This window comes from Rhizobium sp. BK313 (assembly GCF_014193655.1).
Taxonomy (GTDB): domain Bacteria; phylum Pseudomonadota; class Alphaproteobacteria; order Rhizobiales; family Rhizobiaceae; genus Rhizobium.
This window is the reverse complement of the sequence record NZ_JACHZQ010000006.1, coordinates 196,836-214,237: the sequence shown is the minus strand read 5'-3', so window position 1 is coordinate 214,237 and position 17,402 is coordinate 196,836. Positions and strand designations below refer to the sequence as shown.

17 protein-coding genes are annotated in these 17,402 nt (G+C 59.9%); 9 read left to right on the top strand and 8 right to left on the bottom strand.

All coding sequences use genetic code 11. The features are described from left to right. Positions 1 to 163: 163 nt before the first annotated feature. The gene (locus tag FHT86_RS27350; RefSeq protein WP_133710060.1) at positions 164 to 655 is read left to right on the top strand and encodes a hypothetical protein; all 492 of its coding nucleotides are present in this window, start codon (positions 164 to 166) and stop codon (positions 653 to 655) included. 145 nt (positions 656 to 800) lie between these two features. Here the strand turns inward: FHT86_RS27350 and FHT86_RS27345 are convergent, their stop codons facing one another. Next, positions 801 to 1,283, bottom strand: coding sequence for a hypothetical protein (locus FHT86_RS27345; protein WP_133710061.1), 483 nt, complete (start codon positions 1,281 to 1,283; stop codon positions 801 to 803). Positions 1,284 to 1,363: 80 nt separating this feature from the next. Here FHT86_RS27345 and FHT86_RS38940 point away from each other — a divergent pair, with 80 nt between their 5' ends. The 7 genes from FHT86_RS38940 to FHT86_RS27310 all read left to right on the top strand — a co-directional run bounded on the left by FHT86_RS38940 (position 1,364) and on the right by FHT86_RS27310 (position 8,228). Continuing rightward, entirely contained in the window at positions 1,364 to 1,678 is a 315-nt protein-coding gene (locus FHT86_RS38940; protein ID WP_133710062.1) for a serine hydrolase, read from the top strand. Positions 1,679 to 2,260: 582 nt separating this feature from the next. Further along, the gene (locus FHT86_RS27335) at positions 2,261 to 2,503 is read left to right on the top strand and encodes a hypothetical protein (protein ID WP_133710063.1); all 243 of its coding nucleotides are present in this window, start codon (positions 2,261 to 2,263) and stop codon (positions 2,501 to 2,503) included. 123 nt (positions 2,504 to 2,626) lie between these two features. Next, positions 2,627 to 4,387, top strand: a complete 1,761-nt coding sequence (locus tag FHT86_RS27330; RefSeq protein ID WP_133710064.1) for an ABC transporter permease — start codon at positions 2,627 to 2,629, stop codon at positions 4,385 to 4,387. A 23-nt stretch (positions 4,388 to 4,410) separates the two neighbouring features. Continuing rightward, positions 4,411 to 5,742 carry an AAA-associated domain-containing protein gene (locus FHT86_RS27325; protein ID WP_133710065.1) on the top strand — a complete coding sequence of 444 codons (1,332 nt, stop codon included), beginning with the start codon at positions 4,411 to 4,413 and terminating at the stop codon, positions 5,740 to 5,742. 196 nt (positions 5,743 to 5,938) lie between these two features. Then, positions 5,939 to 6,304, top strand: coding sequence for a hypothetical protein (locus FHT86_RS27320; RefSeq protein WP_133710066.1), 366 nt, complete (start codon positions 5,939 to 5,941; stop codon positions 6,302 to 6,304). A 189-nt stretch (positions 6,305 to 6,493) separates the two neighbouring features. Continuing rightward, on the top strand, positions 6,494 to 7,555 hold the full coding sequence (locus FHT86_RS27315; RefSeq protein ID WP_133710067.1) for a sensor histidine kinase: 1,062 nt from the start codon (positions 6,494 to 6,496) through the stop codon (positions 7,553 to 7,555). Positions 7,556 to 7,559: 4 nt separating this feature from the next. Further along, positions 7,560 to 8,228: a response regulator transcription factor gene (locus tag FHT86_RS27310; protein ID WP_133710068.1), complete on the top strand. Its 669-nt coding sequence runs from the start codon at positions 7,560 to 7,562 to the stop codon at positions 8,226 to 8,228. Between the two features lie 373 nt (positions 8,229 to 8,601). Here FHT86_RS27310 and FHT86_RS27305 read toward each other — a convergent pair whose 3' ends face one another. From FHT86_RS27305 to FHT86_RS27275, 7 genes are all read right to left on the bottom strand, one after another. Continuing rightward, entirely contained in the window at positions 8,602 to 9,660 is a 1,059-nt protein-coding gene (locus FHT86_RS27305) for a LacI family DNA-binding transcriptional regulator (protein WP_133710069.1), read from the bottom strand. A 222-nt stretch (positions 9,661 to 9,882) separates the two neighbouring features. Next, positions 9,883 to 10,956 carry an endonuclease/exonuclease/phosphatase family protein gene (locus FHT86_RS27300; RefSeq protein WP_133710070.1) on the bottom strand — a complete coding sequence of 358 codons (1,074 nt, stop codon included), beginning with the start codon at positions 10,954 to 10,956 and terminating at the stop codon, positions 9,883 to 9,885. Continuing rightward, complete coding sequence (locus FHT86_RS27295; protein WP_183868933.1) at positions 10,953 to 11,756, bottom strand: glycerophosphodiester phosphodiesterase; 804 nt, start codon at positions 11,754 to 11,756, stop codon at positions 10,953 to 10,955. Before FHT86_RS27295 ends, FHT86_RS27300 begins: the two co-directional genes overlap by 4 nt. Positions 11,757 to 11,779: 23 nt before the next feature. Continuing rightward, the gene (locus FHT86_RS27290; protein ID WP_133710072.1) at positions 11,780 to 12,661 is read right to left on the bottom strand and encodes an ABC transporter permease; all 882 of its coding nucleotides are present in this window, start codon (positions 12,659 to 12,661) and stop codon (positions 11,780 to 11,782) included. Then, positions 12,658 to 13,512 carry an ABC transporter permease gene (locus FHT86_RS27285; RefSeq protein WP_133710073.1) on the bottom strand — a complete coding sequence of 285 codons (855 nt, stop codon included), beginning with the start codon at positions 13,510 to 13,512 and terminating at the stop codon, positions 12,658 to 12,660. The genes FHT86_RS27290 and FHT86_RS27285 overlap by 4 nt, the downstream gene beginning before the upstream one ends. Positions 13,513 to 13,525: 13 nt before the next feature. After that, positions 13,526 to 14,545 (bottom strand): ABC transporter ATP-binding protein, encoded by a 1,020-nt coding sequence (locus FHT86_RS27280; protein WP_133710074.1) that lies wholly within the window; start codon positions 14,543 to 14,545, stop codon positions 13,526 to 13,528. 76 nt (positions 14,546 to 14,621) lie between these two features. Further along, positions 14,622 to 15,872 carry an extracellular solute-binding protein gene (locus FHT86_RS27275; protein WP_133710075.1) on the bottom strand — a complete coding sequence of 417 codons (1,251 nt, stop codon included), beginning with the start codon at positions 15,870 to 15,872 and terminating at the stop codon, positions 14,622 to 14,624. A 253-nt stretch (positions 15,873 to 16,125) separates the two neighbouring features. On the opposite strand from FHT86_RS27275, the gene FHT86_RS27270 reads away from it, so the two are divergent. Then, positions 16,126 to 16,914 carry an inositol monophosphatase family protein gene (locus tag FHT86_RS27270; RefSeq protein WP_133710076.1) on the top strand — a complete coding sequence of 263 codons (789 nt, stop codon included), beginning with the start codon at positions 16,126 to 16,128 and terminating at the stop codon, positions 16,912 to 16,914. The last annotated feature ends 488 nt before the right edge of the window (positions 16,915 to 17,402 follow it).

Genomic DNA, 17,402 nt, shown 5'->3' with positions numbered 1-17,402 from the left:
TCAATCTTAACGATAGATTTTGACGCCCGTTAATAGTCCACCGGTATACGGCACGGAACCGCGAGAAGGACACGCGCTCTGGAAGCCCGCTTAGAGTTTTCCGGTCCAGCACGATCTTATCGCAAATGCCTGTGATCGAAACGTCGCGAAATTGGAAGCAGAAATGAAATTTACAAAAAGGCTTTTGATCGTTGCCGCACTCCCTTTAATTCTTTCCGGCTGCGGTGGAGCGGTCAAAGGCCTACAGGCTGGTGTTGCAAAGCTAGGGGAGGGCATTCGAATAGCCGCTGCAGCGCCTTACAACAAAGTCGGCAGCCAATGGCGTGGCAAACCGATTTCGAAATTCCAGGACAAGTTTGGCGCACCGACGAACCGCAGCAATTCTGGCGACGCGGCCGTGCTGACCTGGCAGCGATCTCGCGTGGTGCGGATACCCGCGAGGACATATGTGGACGAGTCGATTGAAGGGAACTGGATAATCAGGAAGCGGCGCTATGTCCCGGAACATGATGAGGACGTGTCCTGCACCCTCGCACTCACTGCAAAAGGCGGAGCTATTGCGCAGGTGAAGACGTTGGATGATGTACCCGTACCGGTAGGCGAAGACGGGTTGTTTCCGGCGAGCACTTCGGCCTGTCAGATTGTCTTCGGATAGAGAGGGATTTGTTCAACGGTCGAACGACCGGCTGCGGCAATACCAATTGAGGTTTCAAACATGGCCTCTCGCCAGGAAACTGACGCAGCTGTCAAGTCGGGCGCCCTCCTGCCCTTAAGCGAAGCTTTGAGTTACCTTTGGCGTCTTAGTTCCCGAGATATCCGAGCCAACCGCGCACCGTCGCGATGACGCTTTCTTTCATCTCGGAGACCCAGTTTCGAACAGTCTCAACGCGATCCATAGTCCATCTGAGCCAGCCGTAAGTTAGCAGCTTCTCGCGGCCTGCGTGGAAAAGGCGCTCGACCAAGAGGAAGCTCATCAGGTAAGCCAATGCGATTATTACGAGCCCGGTGATCACATGACCACTGGCGATAACGAATAAAGCATAAATCTTTAGCGGCTCAGCAATCGCAAGCGGCACGACGAAGAGAACCAGAATCACAGCTCGTGGTAACGAACCAACAAGCTCGCTGAAGTGCTCGACGATGGGCAGCGAGGAGAACCACTTCACGAATGGTCGGTATAGCGGTCGGGCGATCTCGCTGATGACTACGAGCAGGGCTATGGCAAGCCGCAAGGGTAGCAAAAGGAATTGCCAGGCAGACCGGCGTCGGTGTTTGATGACCATCTCTGAATTCCTCAAATTGCCATCACATGATCGACGGCTGCTTGGATGTGTTCGCCTGAGTGTCATGGTTCTGGCATTGAATGCAATCGTTGCGCTTAGCCGCACCATTCTTGCTTGGAGTGCCAATGATGAACAAGTCATCTATCCATGATCGGGCCATGAAGGCTTTGCATGACTTGAGGCCGGAAACACCATTTCCCCTTCGAAATGGCCCGCCGTCGTCGCTCGATGACCTAATGTACCGACATGCAACCCCCGGCGTAAGCATCGCGATTGTCGATCATTGCCAAGTTGCGTGGGAATGTGGTTTCGGCGTGCGGTCTGCCGACCGGCAGGACGAAGTGAGAGCAAGCGCTCTTTTTCAGGCAGGCTCTATCAGTAAGGCGGTCTTTTGATAATCTAACTTTGCGGATTGGGTCGCTCAAGTCGGTTCCGCTGGTAGCAAGCGGCGAAAGAACTTTTACTTCGCCTGTTGTTGACCTCCGTATCTCCTTTGAGCCGGACGATTCTCGTGGATTACCGGCGCTCATCCTTCGCCAATTCGGATCGGAACTTCGTTTGGAGCGTGCAGTACTCAATCAAGATACGCCTTAAGATTATGTCCTCTTCATCAGCGGCCGCGCGCTAACCGCTGATGGTTTCCCATTCCGTATGCGGGCCGTGGAAGGCGGCGTTCGTCGACTATACGATGGTGTAATTGCAGTGCACCAACGCCTGATTGACCACTCACCTTCCCCATGACAATACGGCCATGCCTTCGCACCACAGCGCGGTGCATTGGTTACCGAAACAACCTATCAAGAAGCAGATGGACAGCTACCTTAGTCGCTGTCCGGCTGCGGTGTCAGGCCGCCGCCGGATGGTCATCATAACAACCTGGACCGCTCCCGGCAGAATCCGCCGGGCGAGCGCTGGTCGGGCCTAGCCTGTCCGGCTCGCCATCCGGACCCGCCGATAGCGGGCCGAGGAGGTGAGCCATGAACAACATCATCCCTTTCCGCGGCCGCTCAGCCGCATCCAAATTTTCTATCATGCAAACGCAGCCCGCCAAGGCTGGGCCGCAGCGCCCAGGTCGTGCGCACGTCCTGCGCCCCGCTCTTATTGCCGTCTGGCACACCAATCCTTTCAACGGAAAGCAGGAGTGCTTCTGGACCACTGAAGCTCGCGCGATCCGCGACGAAGGTGGCAGTCGTGGCACTCACGGCCACGGCGCGACGTAGGATCCTCCTCGGAGCCTCTTTCTTTCGACTGCGTGTCCGCGGATGTCGAGCCGATCATTGCGGCTATGACGACTCCGCACGGACATGCCGATGACGACACCCTGTTCTTCCATGAGGTCACACATGGTCTTTCTTTCCAACGATCGTCGAGGGCATGCCGCCGTTGCCGAACTGGCGCGGGCCCGCATCCTGCCGAACGGCTACGATCTCGTCGCGTTTGCATTCGTCGCGTCCCTGGCCGTCCTGGCTCTGCATGGAGCGGCCGAGATGCGCGCGCCGCTGGAGGGGCTGGCAAGCGCGCCCCTCACGCTCGATCCCGCACGGCTGCCGCAATATGCGCTGCGCACGACGCTCCGGATGTTCGCGGCAATTGCCGCGTCACTCATCTTCACGTTTGTCATCGCGACCCTGGCGGCAAAGAGCCGGCGGGCGGAGATGATCATCATTCCCGCCCTCGATATCCTACAATCCGTGCCTGTACTCGGCTTTCTCACCTTCACCGTCACCTTCTTCATGGGAATCTTCCCAGGAAGTCAGCTCGGCGCCGAATGCGCGTCAGTCTTCGCGATCTTCACCAGCCAGGCCTGGAACATGGCCTTCTCCTTCTATCAGTCGTTGCGCACCGTACCGCGCGATCTCGACGAGGTCAGCCGCGGGTTCGGCCTCTCCGCATGGCAGCGGTTCTGGCGGCTGGAGGCGCCTTTTGCTGCTCCCGGCCTCGTCTGGAATACAATGATGTCCATGTCGGGCGGCTGGTTCTTCGTCGTCGCGTCGGAGGCGATCACCGTCGGCAATACGACGGTCCAGCTTCCCGGCCTCGGCTCCTGGCTTGCGGTTGCGATCGACAAGCAGGATTTTGCAGCGGTGGGTTGGGCAGTGCTCGCCATGGGCATTGTCATCGTGCTCTACGACCAGCTCCTCTTCAGACCGATCGTGGCCTGGGCCGACAAGTTCCGCTTCGAGCAAACGGCAGGGCAGGACAAGCCCCGCTCCTGGGTCTACTCGCTGATTCAGCGCACGCGCCTTTTAAAGCTCCTGACGCGGCCGATCGGCTGGATATGGCGCAGCCTGATGCTCGTTCGATTGTCGGCGACATCTCAAGCTGCGCCGCTCGTGGGACGTGATCGTAGCATGACCACACGAGCGCTCGACTATGCCTGGCTCGGTCTGATCGCAGCCGTCGGCCTTTGGGGTATTTGGACTGCTTTGTCCTTTGTGAGCCAGACCCTGACGTGGAGCGACGCATGGGAGGCCTTCAGTGGCGGCCTTGTCACCCTGCTGCGCGTGATCTTGCTGATTGCGGTCGCGAGCCTGATCTGGGTGCCGGTCGGCGTCTGGATCGGCCTGCGGCCAGCCGTCGCCGAGCGCGTTCAGCCGGTCGCCCAGTTCCTCGCAGCCTTCCCGGCGAACGTGCTCTTTCCCTTCGCGGTCGTTGCGATCGTCGCGACCGGGGTGAGCCCGAACGTCTGGCTTTCACCGCTGATGGTGCTTGGTACGCAATGGTACATTCTCTTCAATGTCATTGCCGGAGCAAGCGCCTTTCCGACTGATCTGAGGGAGGCCGCCTCCGTCTACCAGCTCCGGTCATGGACCTGGTGGCGGCGGGCCATTCTGCCGGGAATCTTTCCCTACTATGTCACCGGAGCTCTGACGGCGTCGGGCGGCTCGTGGAACGCCAGCATCGTCGCCGAAGTGGTGAGCTGGGGCCACACCAAGCTGGAGGCCTTTGGCCTCGGCTCCTACATCGCCAAGGCCACGGAGGCCGGCGATTACCCGCGGGTCATCCTCGGCATCGGGGTGATGTCGCTCTTTGTAACCCTCTTGAACAGAACCCTCTGGCGCCCGCTCTACGTCTTCGCCGAACGCCGCCTGCGTCTCAACTAACCATTCCAGTCGGAGTAACAAACATGGAACCCACCATACTCACGAAGAAGCCCGAGATTGCTGCAAATGCACCCCTGGTGTCCGCCAAGCAGGTCTGCCAAATCTACGACAAAGGGGCGTCCGGTTCGCTGGTCGTGCTGGACAATGTCGATCTGGAGCTCCGTCCGGCCGAGATCGTTGGCCTGCTCGGCAGATCCGGTTCCGGCAAGTCGACCCTGCTGCGTGCGATCGCCGGTCTGATCCGACCAAGCAAGGGCGCCATCAGCTTCGAAGGCAAACCCGTTGTCGGCACGACATCGGGAATTGCCGTCGTCTTCCAGAGCTTTGCCCTGTTTCCCTGGCTCACCGTCCTGCAGAATGTCGAGCTCGGTCTCGAAGCCCAGGGTGTTGCACCGGCCGAGCGACGCAAACACGCTCTTGCCGCCATCGACCTCATCGGTCTTGATGGCTTCGAGAGTGCCTATCCAAAGGAACTGTCGGGCGGCATGCGCCAGCGAGTCGGTCTTGCGCGCGCCCTCGTCGTGCGTCCCAAGGTGCTGCTGATGGACGAGCCGTTCTCGGCGCTCGACGTGCTGACGGCGGAGACGCTGCGCACCGACCTTCTCGACCTTTGGTGCGAGGGCCGGATGCCGATCGAATCCATCCTGATGGTGACGCACAACATCGAGGAAGCGGTTCTCATGTGCGACCGCATTCTGATCTTCGGATCGAATCCCGGCCGCGTGATTGCCGAAATCCGCGTGGACCTGCCGCAGCCGCGCAACCGTCTCGACCCCACCTTCCGCATGCTGGTCGAGGATATCTATGCCAGAATGACCGTGAAGACCGGCGCACCTGCGCGCGATGGGCTGTTCCCAGGCACGGGGATCGCCATGGCCCTGCCGCGGGTGTCGACCAACCTGATGTCCGGTCTGATCGAAACGGTCGCGGCCGAGCCTTATCGGGGCAAGGCCGACTTGCCGCCGCTAGCCACGCACCTCCATCTCGACATCGACGACCTCTTCCCCGTGGCAGAGACGCTTCAGCTCCTGCGTTTCGCCGACCTAGAGGGGGGCGACATCAAGCTGACGGCGCCGGGCCTGCGCTTCTCCGACAGCGACGTCGACGAGCGCAAACGCCTGTTCGAACAGCATCTCGCGACCTATGTGCCGCTCGCCGCTCATATTCGCCGGGTTCTTGATGAACGCCCCACGCACCGCGCGCCGGCACGCCGCTTCCGCGACGAGCTCGAAGACCACATGTCGGAGGACTATGCCGACACCACCCTGAAGGCGGTGACGAACTGGGCGCGCTACGCCGAATACTTCGCTTATGACGAAAATGCCGACCTGTTCACGCTTGAAAATCCGAGTTGAGAGAACAGCGGAAGCGACTATGAGCGATCATTACCGACGACGGGTCGTCCCCGGAGCAAGGGGACGGCCGTTCATCACACCTCTTCGAAATCAGTATGCGCCTGAGGCAGGAAACCACGCATGGGATTCGAGCGCCCCGCAACTCTAGGCGGCGCGTCGGACCGCGCGACCTGCCCGGTCGCAAGGCGGGATCATCATGCGCAGAGACAACGAAGAACGCGGCCGCGTCCTTGCGGCACTCCACCTATTTGCGGATGGCCGCAAGTCATGCCATTGCGGCCGCAAACACGGCCATTGCGGAATGACTTTGGCGACTGGACCTGGACGCTTCGAGACGTATTTCTCGCTAGTGAAGATGCAGGCGCTTCTTTGGGGTGCCCACTGGGTTCTGCGTTGGACCACGCGACTGTTTTTCCAAGGTGTTCTGTCGCCTTACCAGACACGCGTGCTCATGCGCACTGCTGCGCGCCTCAATCGTGCAAGTCTTGCGATTCTGCGGCGCCAACGCCGCCGTCTTTCGCGCTATTACGCTGGAAACGACAATCATGACGATCGGACTTAATCGAGTGCCCTTCAATCTCATCACCGCCCTCGCACGCGGTTTCGTGATCGGCTTTCAAGGAAGCGGTGTTGGCGCTAGTTTTGAGAGACGCTTGAGTCCGCAGTTTCACTGGTGCGGCCATCGCGGCGCCGCTGCATGCTGTCGAGGCCGGGCCTGTGTTCAAATCGATGTTGACGGGAAGGACGCGGCATGAGGCGTGAGTTTGTCCGATACGTGACCGAGATGCCCCTTCTGTGGTTGGGCATCTCCGTGCTTGCATCTCTCATCTTCATCGCCGACACGGTGACCGACCTTGAGATGGCCTTCGCTGTCCTATACGTCTCCGTGATCCTGATCTCGGTGCGATCCGGTCGTCCGCGGGCGGTCATGGTCGTGGGAATTGGCTGCGTCATTCTTACTGTCGTAAGTCACCTGCTGACCCAGCATGGCGATCCGAAGCCAGGCATCGTGAATAGCGCCTTGAGCATACTTGCCATAGGCGCGACGACCTATCTTGCGATCAGGATCGATTCCGTCGAGGCAAAGGCACGGCAGGCCCAAGCCGCTCTCGCTCATATGTCGCGGGTCACGATCATGGGCGAGCTGGCCACATCCATTGCTCACGAGGTCAGCCAGCCTGTCACCGCCATCGCTGCCAACAGCAATGCGGCGCTACGCTGGCTCTCGGCATCGCCGCCAAACCAGGACGAGGCGCGCATTGCCATTGACAGGGTCGTAAAGGATGCCGATCGCGCCGGCGAAGTGATCGGCCGCGTCCGCCGCCTCGTCGCGAGGGCCTCGCCTCTGTTCGATAAAGTCGACATGATCGACGTGATCACCGAGACGCTATTGCTCATGCGTAACGAGGTTCGGAAGAATCACATCGTGCTGCGGACAGAATTTGCCAATGATCTGCCGACAGTGACCGGGGATCGAGTGCAACTGCAGCAGGTAATTCTGAACTTCGTCATCAATGCCATCGAGGCGATGAACGACGTCAATCCCGAACAGCGCGAACTGCTGGTCAGCGCGGCCACCGACGGAAAGAAAATGACGGTGAGCGTGCGCGATTCCGGTGTCGGCGTGCCCGCGGCCCTCGACAGGATATTCGAGGCCTTCTACACCACGAAGCCTGCAGGGATGGGAATGGGCCTGGCAATCAGCCGATCGATCGTCGAGGCGCACGGTGGTACGATCTACGCAGCGCCCAACTTCCCGCACGGCATGGTGTTCGGCTTCACGTTGCTACTGGACGTCAGTACGAGGAGATAGGAAGATGGAGGACCAGCGGCCGACCGTTTACGTCATCGACGACGACCCTTCTGTTCGGAACGGGCTGGACAGCCTCTTCCGGTCCGTTGGCTACGACACTCGCAGCTTCGCTTCACCAAAGGATTTCCTGCTTCATCCGCGGTCCGACGGACCCGCCTGTCTCGTCCTTGACGTCAGAATGCCGGATGCAAGCGGTCTCGATTTCCAGAACGAGCTGGCGAGGACTGGCAATCTCATCCCGATCGTGTTCCTGACCGGCCACGGCGACGTCCCAATGTCCGTCAGGGCGATGAAGGCCGGGGCGGTGGAGTTCCTCCTCAAGCCCTTCCGGGAGCAGGATCTTCTCGACGCCATCCGGGAGGCCCTCGGGAGGGATCGCGCCCGGCTCCAGCAGGAGGCCTCGGCCGCCGATCTCCAGGAGCGCCTGGCCACGCTCACGGCGCGCGAACGCGAGGTGATGGCGCTCGTTGCGCGCGGACGCCTCAACAAGCAGATCGCCGCCGAGATCGGCCTCAGCGAAATCACCGTGAAGGTCCACCGCGGCCAGGCGATGCGCAAGATGCGGGCGGAGTCCGTGGCCGATCTTATTAGAATGGCCGATCTGCTTGGAGTGTCCGACCGTGCTGTTGGCGGCATGGATATGCTTCATCCGCCTGGCACCAGGTCACAGTAGAATCGCGGATAGCCCTGTTATTTTGAGACCCTCAGTTTCGATATGTCCTGGGCGATCGCGTGGAAGGCGTCCTTGAGAGCCGTCCAGTGGATTGCAGATAGACATGCGATGAGTCCGTTGCGCATTTCGAGACCAGGTCTCTCGCTCTCTGAGAGTCGACGACGTTGAATCCTACGGTATAGACAGTGACGCCGGAGGCCTTCATGTTCGCGCAGAGGTTTTGGGCCTGGGTGTAGGGATGGCCGGAATCTTAGGTGCGCTCTCGGATATATATCAACGATATCTGGTACTTATGAACATTGAGAAACGCAGTGAAACGTCCGCTAGGCGCCCCAGGGAGCTGAGCGGTTTGCTGGTCGTGGTTCGAATCCGGTCAAGCAGGAGATCTCGTGGTTGCCCGTCGAATGATTTTCGGTAGGCAGTAGACGACACCATTTTCACCGATCCGATGGGGAATGGTTGAATGAAAAGTGTCGAGCTGCTTCTTTTGATGCAGATCGATATGGTGAACGATCCGACCCACCATTTCATCGAGCGGTTGTTCGAATGTCGTCAGTTGATAGGGCAGCCAGGCGGATGCGGCTATATTATCGAAGCCAAGAAGCGATAGATCCGAAGGAACGTGCGCCTGACCTCGCAAGCCATCCATGAAGCCAAGCGCGAGGGCATCATCCGTCGCAAAGACCGCATCAGGCTTCTCGTTATGGCGCAGCGCAAGAAATGCCGCTGCACATTCCTTCCCGGCTTCCATCGTCATGGCTTCGTTGCGCCAAATGGCCGCCGATCCGCCTTGCGAACGGATTGCATCGACAAAACCCTGTGTGCGGAGTTCGCTTGCCCAGTTACTTTGTGGCCCACTCATGACAAGGAATTTCTGCCGGCCTTCTTCGATAAGATGAGAGGCCGCCATGACACCGCCCTGTCTATTATCGGTCGCCACGGCAAAGGCGTCGGGGTGGTTGGCAGGCCGGTTGAGTGTCGCCAGGAACCTGCCGGCTGAGATGATCGCCTCCGCCCGGCGCGCCCGTATATCGCCAGCCATGACGATGACGCCGCGCGTCCGCCATTCCATCGTTTCCTCAAGTAGACGATCGACGTCTTCATCGTTCTCGGCATAAAAGAGCAGCGGCTTGAGGTGCCATGCCTGGATCGATCTCAGCAGATGGGAGAGTACCTGCGCTCTCCAGTCGAAGTTCAATCGCGCCGTGACGACGGCGACAAGTGGCGCATCACCGGTGACCACGCTGCGGGCAAGTGCATTCGGATGCCAGCCTATGTCTTCGGCGACTTTCAGAATTCTGGCACGGGTCTCGGGCGATATACGCCCTTTGCCGGTGAATGCCCGACTGACAAGCGCCTGCGACACATTTGCCGCCCTGGCGACGTCATGAGACGTGACGGAATGGGATTCTTTGTTTTTATTCGGGGCCATATTGCTTCACTTCCCGGCAGTCATTCGCGTTGTTGTTCGTTGTCGCCGACAAGTGTCCGCATAACCTTTCTCCCGACCGAGTCGCGGGACGGGAACCCCCTTATAGCGGTCTGAAATGGCGTGGTTGTAGATGGGGCCTACAACAATCTTGTCACGCCGTTTCGACCACAGCCTTTCGCAACGCCAGCCGTTCGTTGCCGTGCCGCAGCCAGCGGGGCGTGCTCAGGCAAGTCCGATCTCCACCATCAGGCAGTCGTGATCCGAGGATGGCGTCCCATCCGCCTTCAGCGCCGAAATGACGGCGGGAAGAGATGCCTTGAGCCCTCGGCTGAAAAACCAGTCGATCTTGCCGAGCACGCGGTCGGTCGGTTCGTCCGGCCTTTCGGTGGGTACGCCCGGAACGTTGCATCGGATCCAGTCATATCTCCGCCTGGCCATCAGCGCGAAGAGCGGCTCATAGGGCTCGACATCCACGCGTCGCCTGGGATCGGCGGCAAGTGCCGCGGCGACGCTTGCGGCGTCGTGCGACTTTGTCCCCCACGAAAATGTCGATGTATTGAAATCGCCACCGATCAGAACCGGCGCAACCGGGTCATAGCGATCGATCACATCGAGAAGATGCGCGGCCTGAGAGGCTCGATGCTCAGGGTCGGAATGGCTTTCGAAATGCACGGCAACCAGGGTCACTTTCGTGCCATCAAGCTCGATCTGCCCGCCGATCGCCATCCGGCCGCCGATGCGTGGTTCCTCCCGCTCCCAGCCGAACCATTTCCCCTCAGCCTCCAGCCTCACCAGGAAAGGCCGGCTCAGGACCAGATCGGTAATGATGCCGTTGCCGTGAAAGCCGAGAAGATCGATTTCATGGGCGTGCATGGCCCGCTCTTCAGGGTCGCCGCGATCGAGCTCGATGAATTCGACGCCGTAAGCGTAGCCTTGGCCGAGGCGGGCCGCGAGCTCCGCGATGCGATGGCCATTTCCCGATCGCGCCATGCCCTTGTCGATCTCGGTCAGCAGCGTGACGTCGGGCGCGAGCTGAGCCAAGGTGTCACCGATCGCCTGGAGATGCCGCAATCGCCCGACGTTCCAGCTTGCCACCCTCAGCGAAGTACGGGGGGGCGTGCGCCGAGGTCCATTCCCGCCGATTTCAATCTGGCGCAATGCCGGGATGGAATCGAAGGCTGCGGCGAAGGTTGCGGCGTCGACCGGACCATCGCGGAGACGCTCGCGCTCATCACGGGAGACGACTGTCAGTTCGGAGACCTGTTCGACCGTGGGGAGCGCGATCCAGTCGTTCATTTCGCAACACCTGCTGCCTTGAGTTGGGCCAGGAAGGCGACATCGTCGCCGGAAATGGTATCGATGACGCCGTCGGCGATATGGGCTGAAACCGGCGCGAGCAGATCGATGCCGAGCGCCTTGTAGCGATCGTAGTAGGCCGGCCGCTGCAGGTGGAAACGCACGGCGACGCCAGCCTTATGAAGGGCGGCCCCATCCTGCGGAGCGAACATCTGATGCTCGATCGAGATAGAGTCGAGACGCGCCGCTTTCGCAACGCCGACGAAATCGGCATGGCGGGCATGGGTAATGCCCTCGGTGCGAACGCTGGGCAGCGCCTCCTTCAGGTCCCGCAGGAAGGCATGGTCGAAAGAGATCATGACGAGGTGGTCGGCGCCATCGATTTCGGCAAGAACCGCGCCGAGGCGCCGGACGAACCGGTCCATCTGGCGTGCTTCCTTGACCTCGACAACGAGGCCGAAATCATATGTCTTCGCAAATTCAATCGCTTCTGCAAGCGTCGGGATCCGTTCGCCGGCAAAGCGTTCGTCGAACCAGCCGCCGGCATCGAGCGCTCGGATGTCGGCAAGGGTTTTGGCGGAGACGAGACCGGTGCCATTGGTGGTGCGATCCAGCGTCTGGTCGTGCATCAGAACGATCTCGCCGTCTTCCGTCAACACGCAATCGATCTCCGCTGAATCGCCACCATGTTCGCGCGTGGCGGCAAAGGCGGCGATGGTGTTTTCCGGTGCGCCGATGGAATGACCGCGATGGCCGCAGACGTGAACTTCGGCAGCGTTCTGCGCGAGAAGCTTGAGCATTGAATTCTCCTTGATCGGTGAGACTAGAGCTTGCCCATACCGGCGGCGAGTGCGCTTTCGTTGCGCAACGCACGTTCGGCAAGGATGAAAATGATGACGGTGGGTGCGAGCAGGATGAAGGTCACCACAGCCGCGTTTGGAAAAATCAGAACCTTGCCGCCGAGAACCGCCCAGAGCTTTACGGTCAATGTCTCGACCTGCGGGGCGCCGACGATGAAAGTCTTCTCGAATTCCTCGAAGCTCGAAACGAAGGATAGAAGGCCGCCGGCGACGAAACCAGGCCAGGTGAGCGGCACGACGATGCGCAGCGCAACCTTGAGGGGGCTTGCGCCGAGTGTACGGGCGGCATGGATAAGATCCATAGGCAGGTTCTCCAGCGTCGCCGACAGAATGCGGATCATGAAGGGAAGCGTGCCAATGGTCTGCGCGAGGATGACACCGGGGACGGTATAGGCGAGGCCGACGCGAAAAAAGACGAAACCGATGCCGATCCCGACGACCAGTCCGGGAACGATCAGCGGCGCCAGGACGAACATCTCCACTACCCGCTTGGCCCTGAATGGGATCTTGGCGAGCGCAAAGGCGGTCGGCAGCGCCAGGACTGCCGAGAGTGCCATGACGATGGCCGATATCGACAGGCTCGTGACGATGCTTGAAACCAGGCTGCGATCCTCAGCGATCGCCTGCCAATGGACGAGAGAGAGGCCGCGCGGCAGAATATCGGGAGCGAACCATCCTCCCTTCGGATCGACCAGCGACCAGAGGAGCGTCACGACAAGCGGCGCCAACAGCGTCAGCGTGAGCGCGGCATAGAGGCCGACGGACAACCACAATCCCTCAGGTCGTCGACGACGCCTGATATCTGCCCGATCCCGGCGCGAGCCAAGTGAAACGGCAATCGTCATCTGGTCTCTCCACTGATGCCGGTGCGCATGCCGGATGTGATGCGATAGTAGATAACGAGCACGAGGCAGGCGACGAGCGAGAGCATGATGCCCATGGCCGATGCCGTCGCCCAGTCGTTCTTCTCGAGCGCGCTCTGGTACATCCACAGCGACAGCGGTTTGGGATAGATCGGCCCGAGCAGTGACGGTACCGCGAAGGCGCCAGTCGTTCCGACGAAGACGAGCAGCGTGGCCGCCGTGATACCCGGTAGCGCGAGGGGCAGCTCGATCCGCCAGAAGACGGTCAGGCGGTTGCCGCCAAGCGTGCGCACGGCGTGTTTCAGATCGTGTGGGATCGCCGCGACCGAGCCTCCGATGATCAGCGTCATGAACGGGATCGATTTCCAGGCCATGGCGATGATCACGCCGAGCGCCCAAGGATCGCGCACCAGCTTCGGCAGTTGCAGGTGAAAGGGTTGCAGCAGCCGCGATATCTCGCCGCCGCGATCGAAGAGCGTCATGACGATGAAAGCGGCGACGATTGCCGGTACGACCAGCGGTATCTTGTAGAGCGTCTGGAAGAGCCGCTTGCCGGGAAAGCTCTCCTGCAGGAGGACGGCGAGCGGCAGGGCTATGACTAGGCTGACCAATGTCGGCGCTACCGAGATATAGATCGAGAAGACCAGTCCGTCGCGATAGACGCTGTCGGTGAAGATCGAACGGTAATGCTCCAATGTGAAGCCATGGCTATCGCCGAGGGCACCCAGGCCGACGCTTGCGAGAAACGCGAGAACAAGCGGCAGCCCGAAGAAAAGAACGAGAAATCCCACACCGGGCAAAAGCAGGAGGAGAAGGGCGGCCGGTCGGTTCATTCCATTGCCTCCTTTACGAGAGCACGTGCAGATCGCCAGGAAGACTGATGGTGATCCGCGTCCCGACCGGCAGAATTTTCACCCCGCGTCCGCTCGCCCGCGCGCGCATCGTCAAGCCGCCAACATCGAGCTTGTGCTCTATATCCGCACCGAGAAAAGTGACATCGGTCACCACCGCGGGGCCCGTCGCCTCTGCCTCTATGGATATGTCTTCCGGGCGGATCGAGAGGTCGAGGCGGCCGTGCTGACCGTTCCAGCCGGACCGCTCGCCACCCCAGGGAAAATGAAGGGTGCCGTCGGAAGCCGTCGCGGCGAGAATATTGGTCTGGCCGAGAAATTCGGCGGTGAAACGACGTCTCGGCGTCTGATAGAGGTCGCGCGGGCCACCCTCCTCGACAATGCGCCCGCTGTTCATGACGACGATACGGTCGGCAAGAGCGAGCGCCTCTGACTGGTCGTGCGTGACATAGATCGTCGTGATGCCGAGGCGGCGCTGCAGATTTCGGATATCCTCGCGCAGATGCTCGCGCAGTTTGGCGTCGAGATTGGAAAGCGGTTCGTCCAGAAGCAGAACATCCGGTTCGGTGACCAGCGCGCGAGCGAGCGCGACGCGCTGCTGTTGACCGCCGGATAGCTGACGCGGATGGCGTTTGGCGAGCTGCGAGAGATCAACCATGTCGAGAACGGCTGTGACGCGCCGGCGCATCTCGTCGCGCGGAACGCGGCGCATCTGAAGTCCGAAGGCGATATTGGCTTCGACGGTCATATGCGGAAACAGAGCATAGGACTGGAAAACCAGGCCGACATTGCGGTGTTCGGGCGACAAGCCATCGACGCGCCTTCCCCCGATCGCGATCTCGCCGCTATCGGGTTCGGCGATGCCGGCAATCATCCGCATGACCGTCGTCTTGCCGCATCCCGAAGGGCCGAGGAGAGCAACGAATTCGCCCTCAGCGACGTCGAGGGAAAAATTGTCGACGGCCAGCGTGGCGTTGAATCTCTTATGGAGGTCGACAAGGAGAACGCGCGCCATGATCTGTAATTCCAGCGATGAAGAAGGATAAAAGGGCGACTGATCGCCGCCCTTGCTGAGGAGCGGATGGGCGCGATCAGCTACCCTGCAGGATGGTCTCGACGAAGCGCTTGGCGGCAGCGTCGGAGATGGCGCCGACGATGCGTGGGCGCGAATAGTTCAGATACTGGTCCTGCGGCACGAGGCGGCCGGTGACGTCAGCAGTCAGGGCCTTCTCAATGTCGAGCTTTGTGCGGGCGGAACGCGATCCGTTGACGGTGAGCTTATAAAGCTGGATTTCGTCCGACATCAGAAAATCGAGAAAGAGAAGACCGCCGGCGACGTGAGTGGCGCCAGACGGCATCATGGCGCCGTCGCCGTCGCCGACCTCGCCATCGGTGAGAAGGCGGGACTTGACCGTCGGTGGCAGCAGACCACGTCCGGTGAAGTCGTAAACTTCGTCTTCCCATACGGTCGCCACTTCGGCCTGGCCGTTTGCCATCAGGTTGAGCGAGTCCGTGTTGCCGTTGGTGAATTCGACGTTGGGGCGCAACTCCCTGAAATAGGCAAGAACCGGATCCATGCAGGGGCCGTTGGCCCAGGCGGTCGCGTCGGCTTCAGACACGGTGTAATCATAAAGGTGGGCCTGGCAGTCCTTGCTGGTCATCGCAAGAATGGCGCTTTCGAGAAAGCCGCCGCCGGCGCCGCCGCGCGTCGGATCGGTCACCGCCATCTTCTGCGGGTTTGCCTTGGCGAAGGCGAGCAGTTCGGCAAAGCTCTTCGGTTCATTGCCATTGGGGAAGGCGCGCGTATCGTAACCGATCGCGGTCAGATTGCGGTGGTAAGGCACGACCTTGCCGCCGTGGACGTAGCCGCGCGATACGGTCGCCGCGTTCTGCTCGAGGTCCGGAGCGCTCGGCAACATGGTGTTGAGCGGCAGGTTGGCGATTATGCCGGCCTGATCGGCGACACGGACCGAGCCGTTCGGCATCCAGAAGACATCGGCCGGCGAAGGCTGGCCAGCCTGCTTGGCGGCGATCAGCTGCTGTACTGCCTGTTCGCCATCGACCTGATGATATTCGACCTTGACGCCGTATTTGGCTTCGAAGCGACGAATGATTTCGGCGAAAATGACGTTCTCCGATTCGCCGAAATCGTAGAAGGTGATGTGGCCTTCCGCCTTGGCCGCCGGGAGGAGCACGTCGTAGAAATTTGCGGGGGTCAGCGTTTTCAGATCTACATTGGTCTTGATGTTGAAATCTGGTGCGCCTACTGGTTCTACCGCGCCTGCCTGTGCATAGGCCGCGCAGAGAAGCGATGCTGTCATTAGTGCAGTGCGAAGTTTCATGACGTCCACCTTTTTGCGATGTTGGTAAGGTCCGGATGGAGCGATTGTGTAAAGTGGTAATACGAATTACCTTTGAAGGTTCAGTGACAATTCGATGAATAAAATGGAAAAAATTTGGAAATATCCCGCGACACAAAATATTCATATAATATTCATTTGACATAACGCTTGATAATTTTTCATCGTTGAAAATTAAACCGCCTATACTTGCTAGAAATACTGTATTTTATTATGCAATCTGGAGTTTTTTACCTTGAGGCAGGATGTCCCACTGATTTCAGAACTGGCCGAAATGGCTACCGCTGCGGGAGACTTCGCCCGATCGCGTCAACGTGAGCTTTCATTGTCGGTGATGTCCAAGGGTCACCTCGATTTTGTCACCGATGTCGACCGCGCGGTGGAGGCGATGATTTCATCCCGCATCAGCCGGCTCTTTCCCGAGGATGGCATCATTGGAGAGGAAGGGCATAACCTTTCGAGTAAATCCGGCCATACCTGGATCATCGACCCGATCGACGGCACCCATAACTTTGTCCGCGGCGGCTCCTCCTGGGGCGTGTCCATCGGATTGGCGTCCGATCGCCCGATCGGCGCCGCACTGAATGCGCCTGTCGAGGGAACTTTGCTGGTGGCCGAATCAGGAAAGGGTGTCTGGCGTAATGGGGAAAAGCTTCCGATGCGCGGCAGATCTACGGAGCTCAGCATTGCGCATACCGGCGTTTCGACCTGGATGTCGACGGACAATGATCGCTGGCTGTCCGGTTTCGTGCGCGACGAACTGGGACTGGCCGATCGTCGGACGGGATCGGCGGTGACCAGCCTTATTGCCGTTATTCTCGGCGAGGCCGATCTCTATATCGGTTTCGGGGAACATATATGGGACGTCGCCGGCGCGGCGATCATTGCGGCGGAGGTTGGCTGCGCTCATTCGCTCGACTGGTCCGCTGGCCTGCCGCAGGGGCCCTTTGCTTTTGTCTGCGGCGAACCGGCATTGGTTGAGCGTACATCAAGGGCGCTGGAAAGCTTAGCTACGATCTCGTAGGCCATAAGCACCGCCCGAGCAGGCTCAAAAGTCGAGCCAGCCTCATATTCAGTGGGCAATGTCTAGCCTCACCACGGGATATCTCGCCGCCTACAGGTGGTTGGGTGATTTCTCTCAATGTCTCGTGTTCCGCGTCGCATTGCTTCCCGAACAGATCGGCCAGCTGAGCATGGGGAGCATGTTCGGCTGTTGCAGCATGGTTGCTGTGGGCCGTAGCCTTATGGGTGAGGAGGGCGCGCGATCGTTTTCCAGACAGTTGGCGCGCGGCGTCGGTATAGTGTTGCCTTTTCGCAACGAATCTTGCCTCGCGTTTGCAATGTGAAATTGCATACTTGCCGACAAACCGATCTCGTGTAACATTGCAGCTCTCGCAATCAAATCAGAGGAGGCGTCAAATGAAATCTATTCTCGTGTTTGCACGCTTCTCTGGCGGAACGGCCGTGTCAGCGTCGATGCGATGTGCATCGAGCCCAAGCCGACATTGGCAC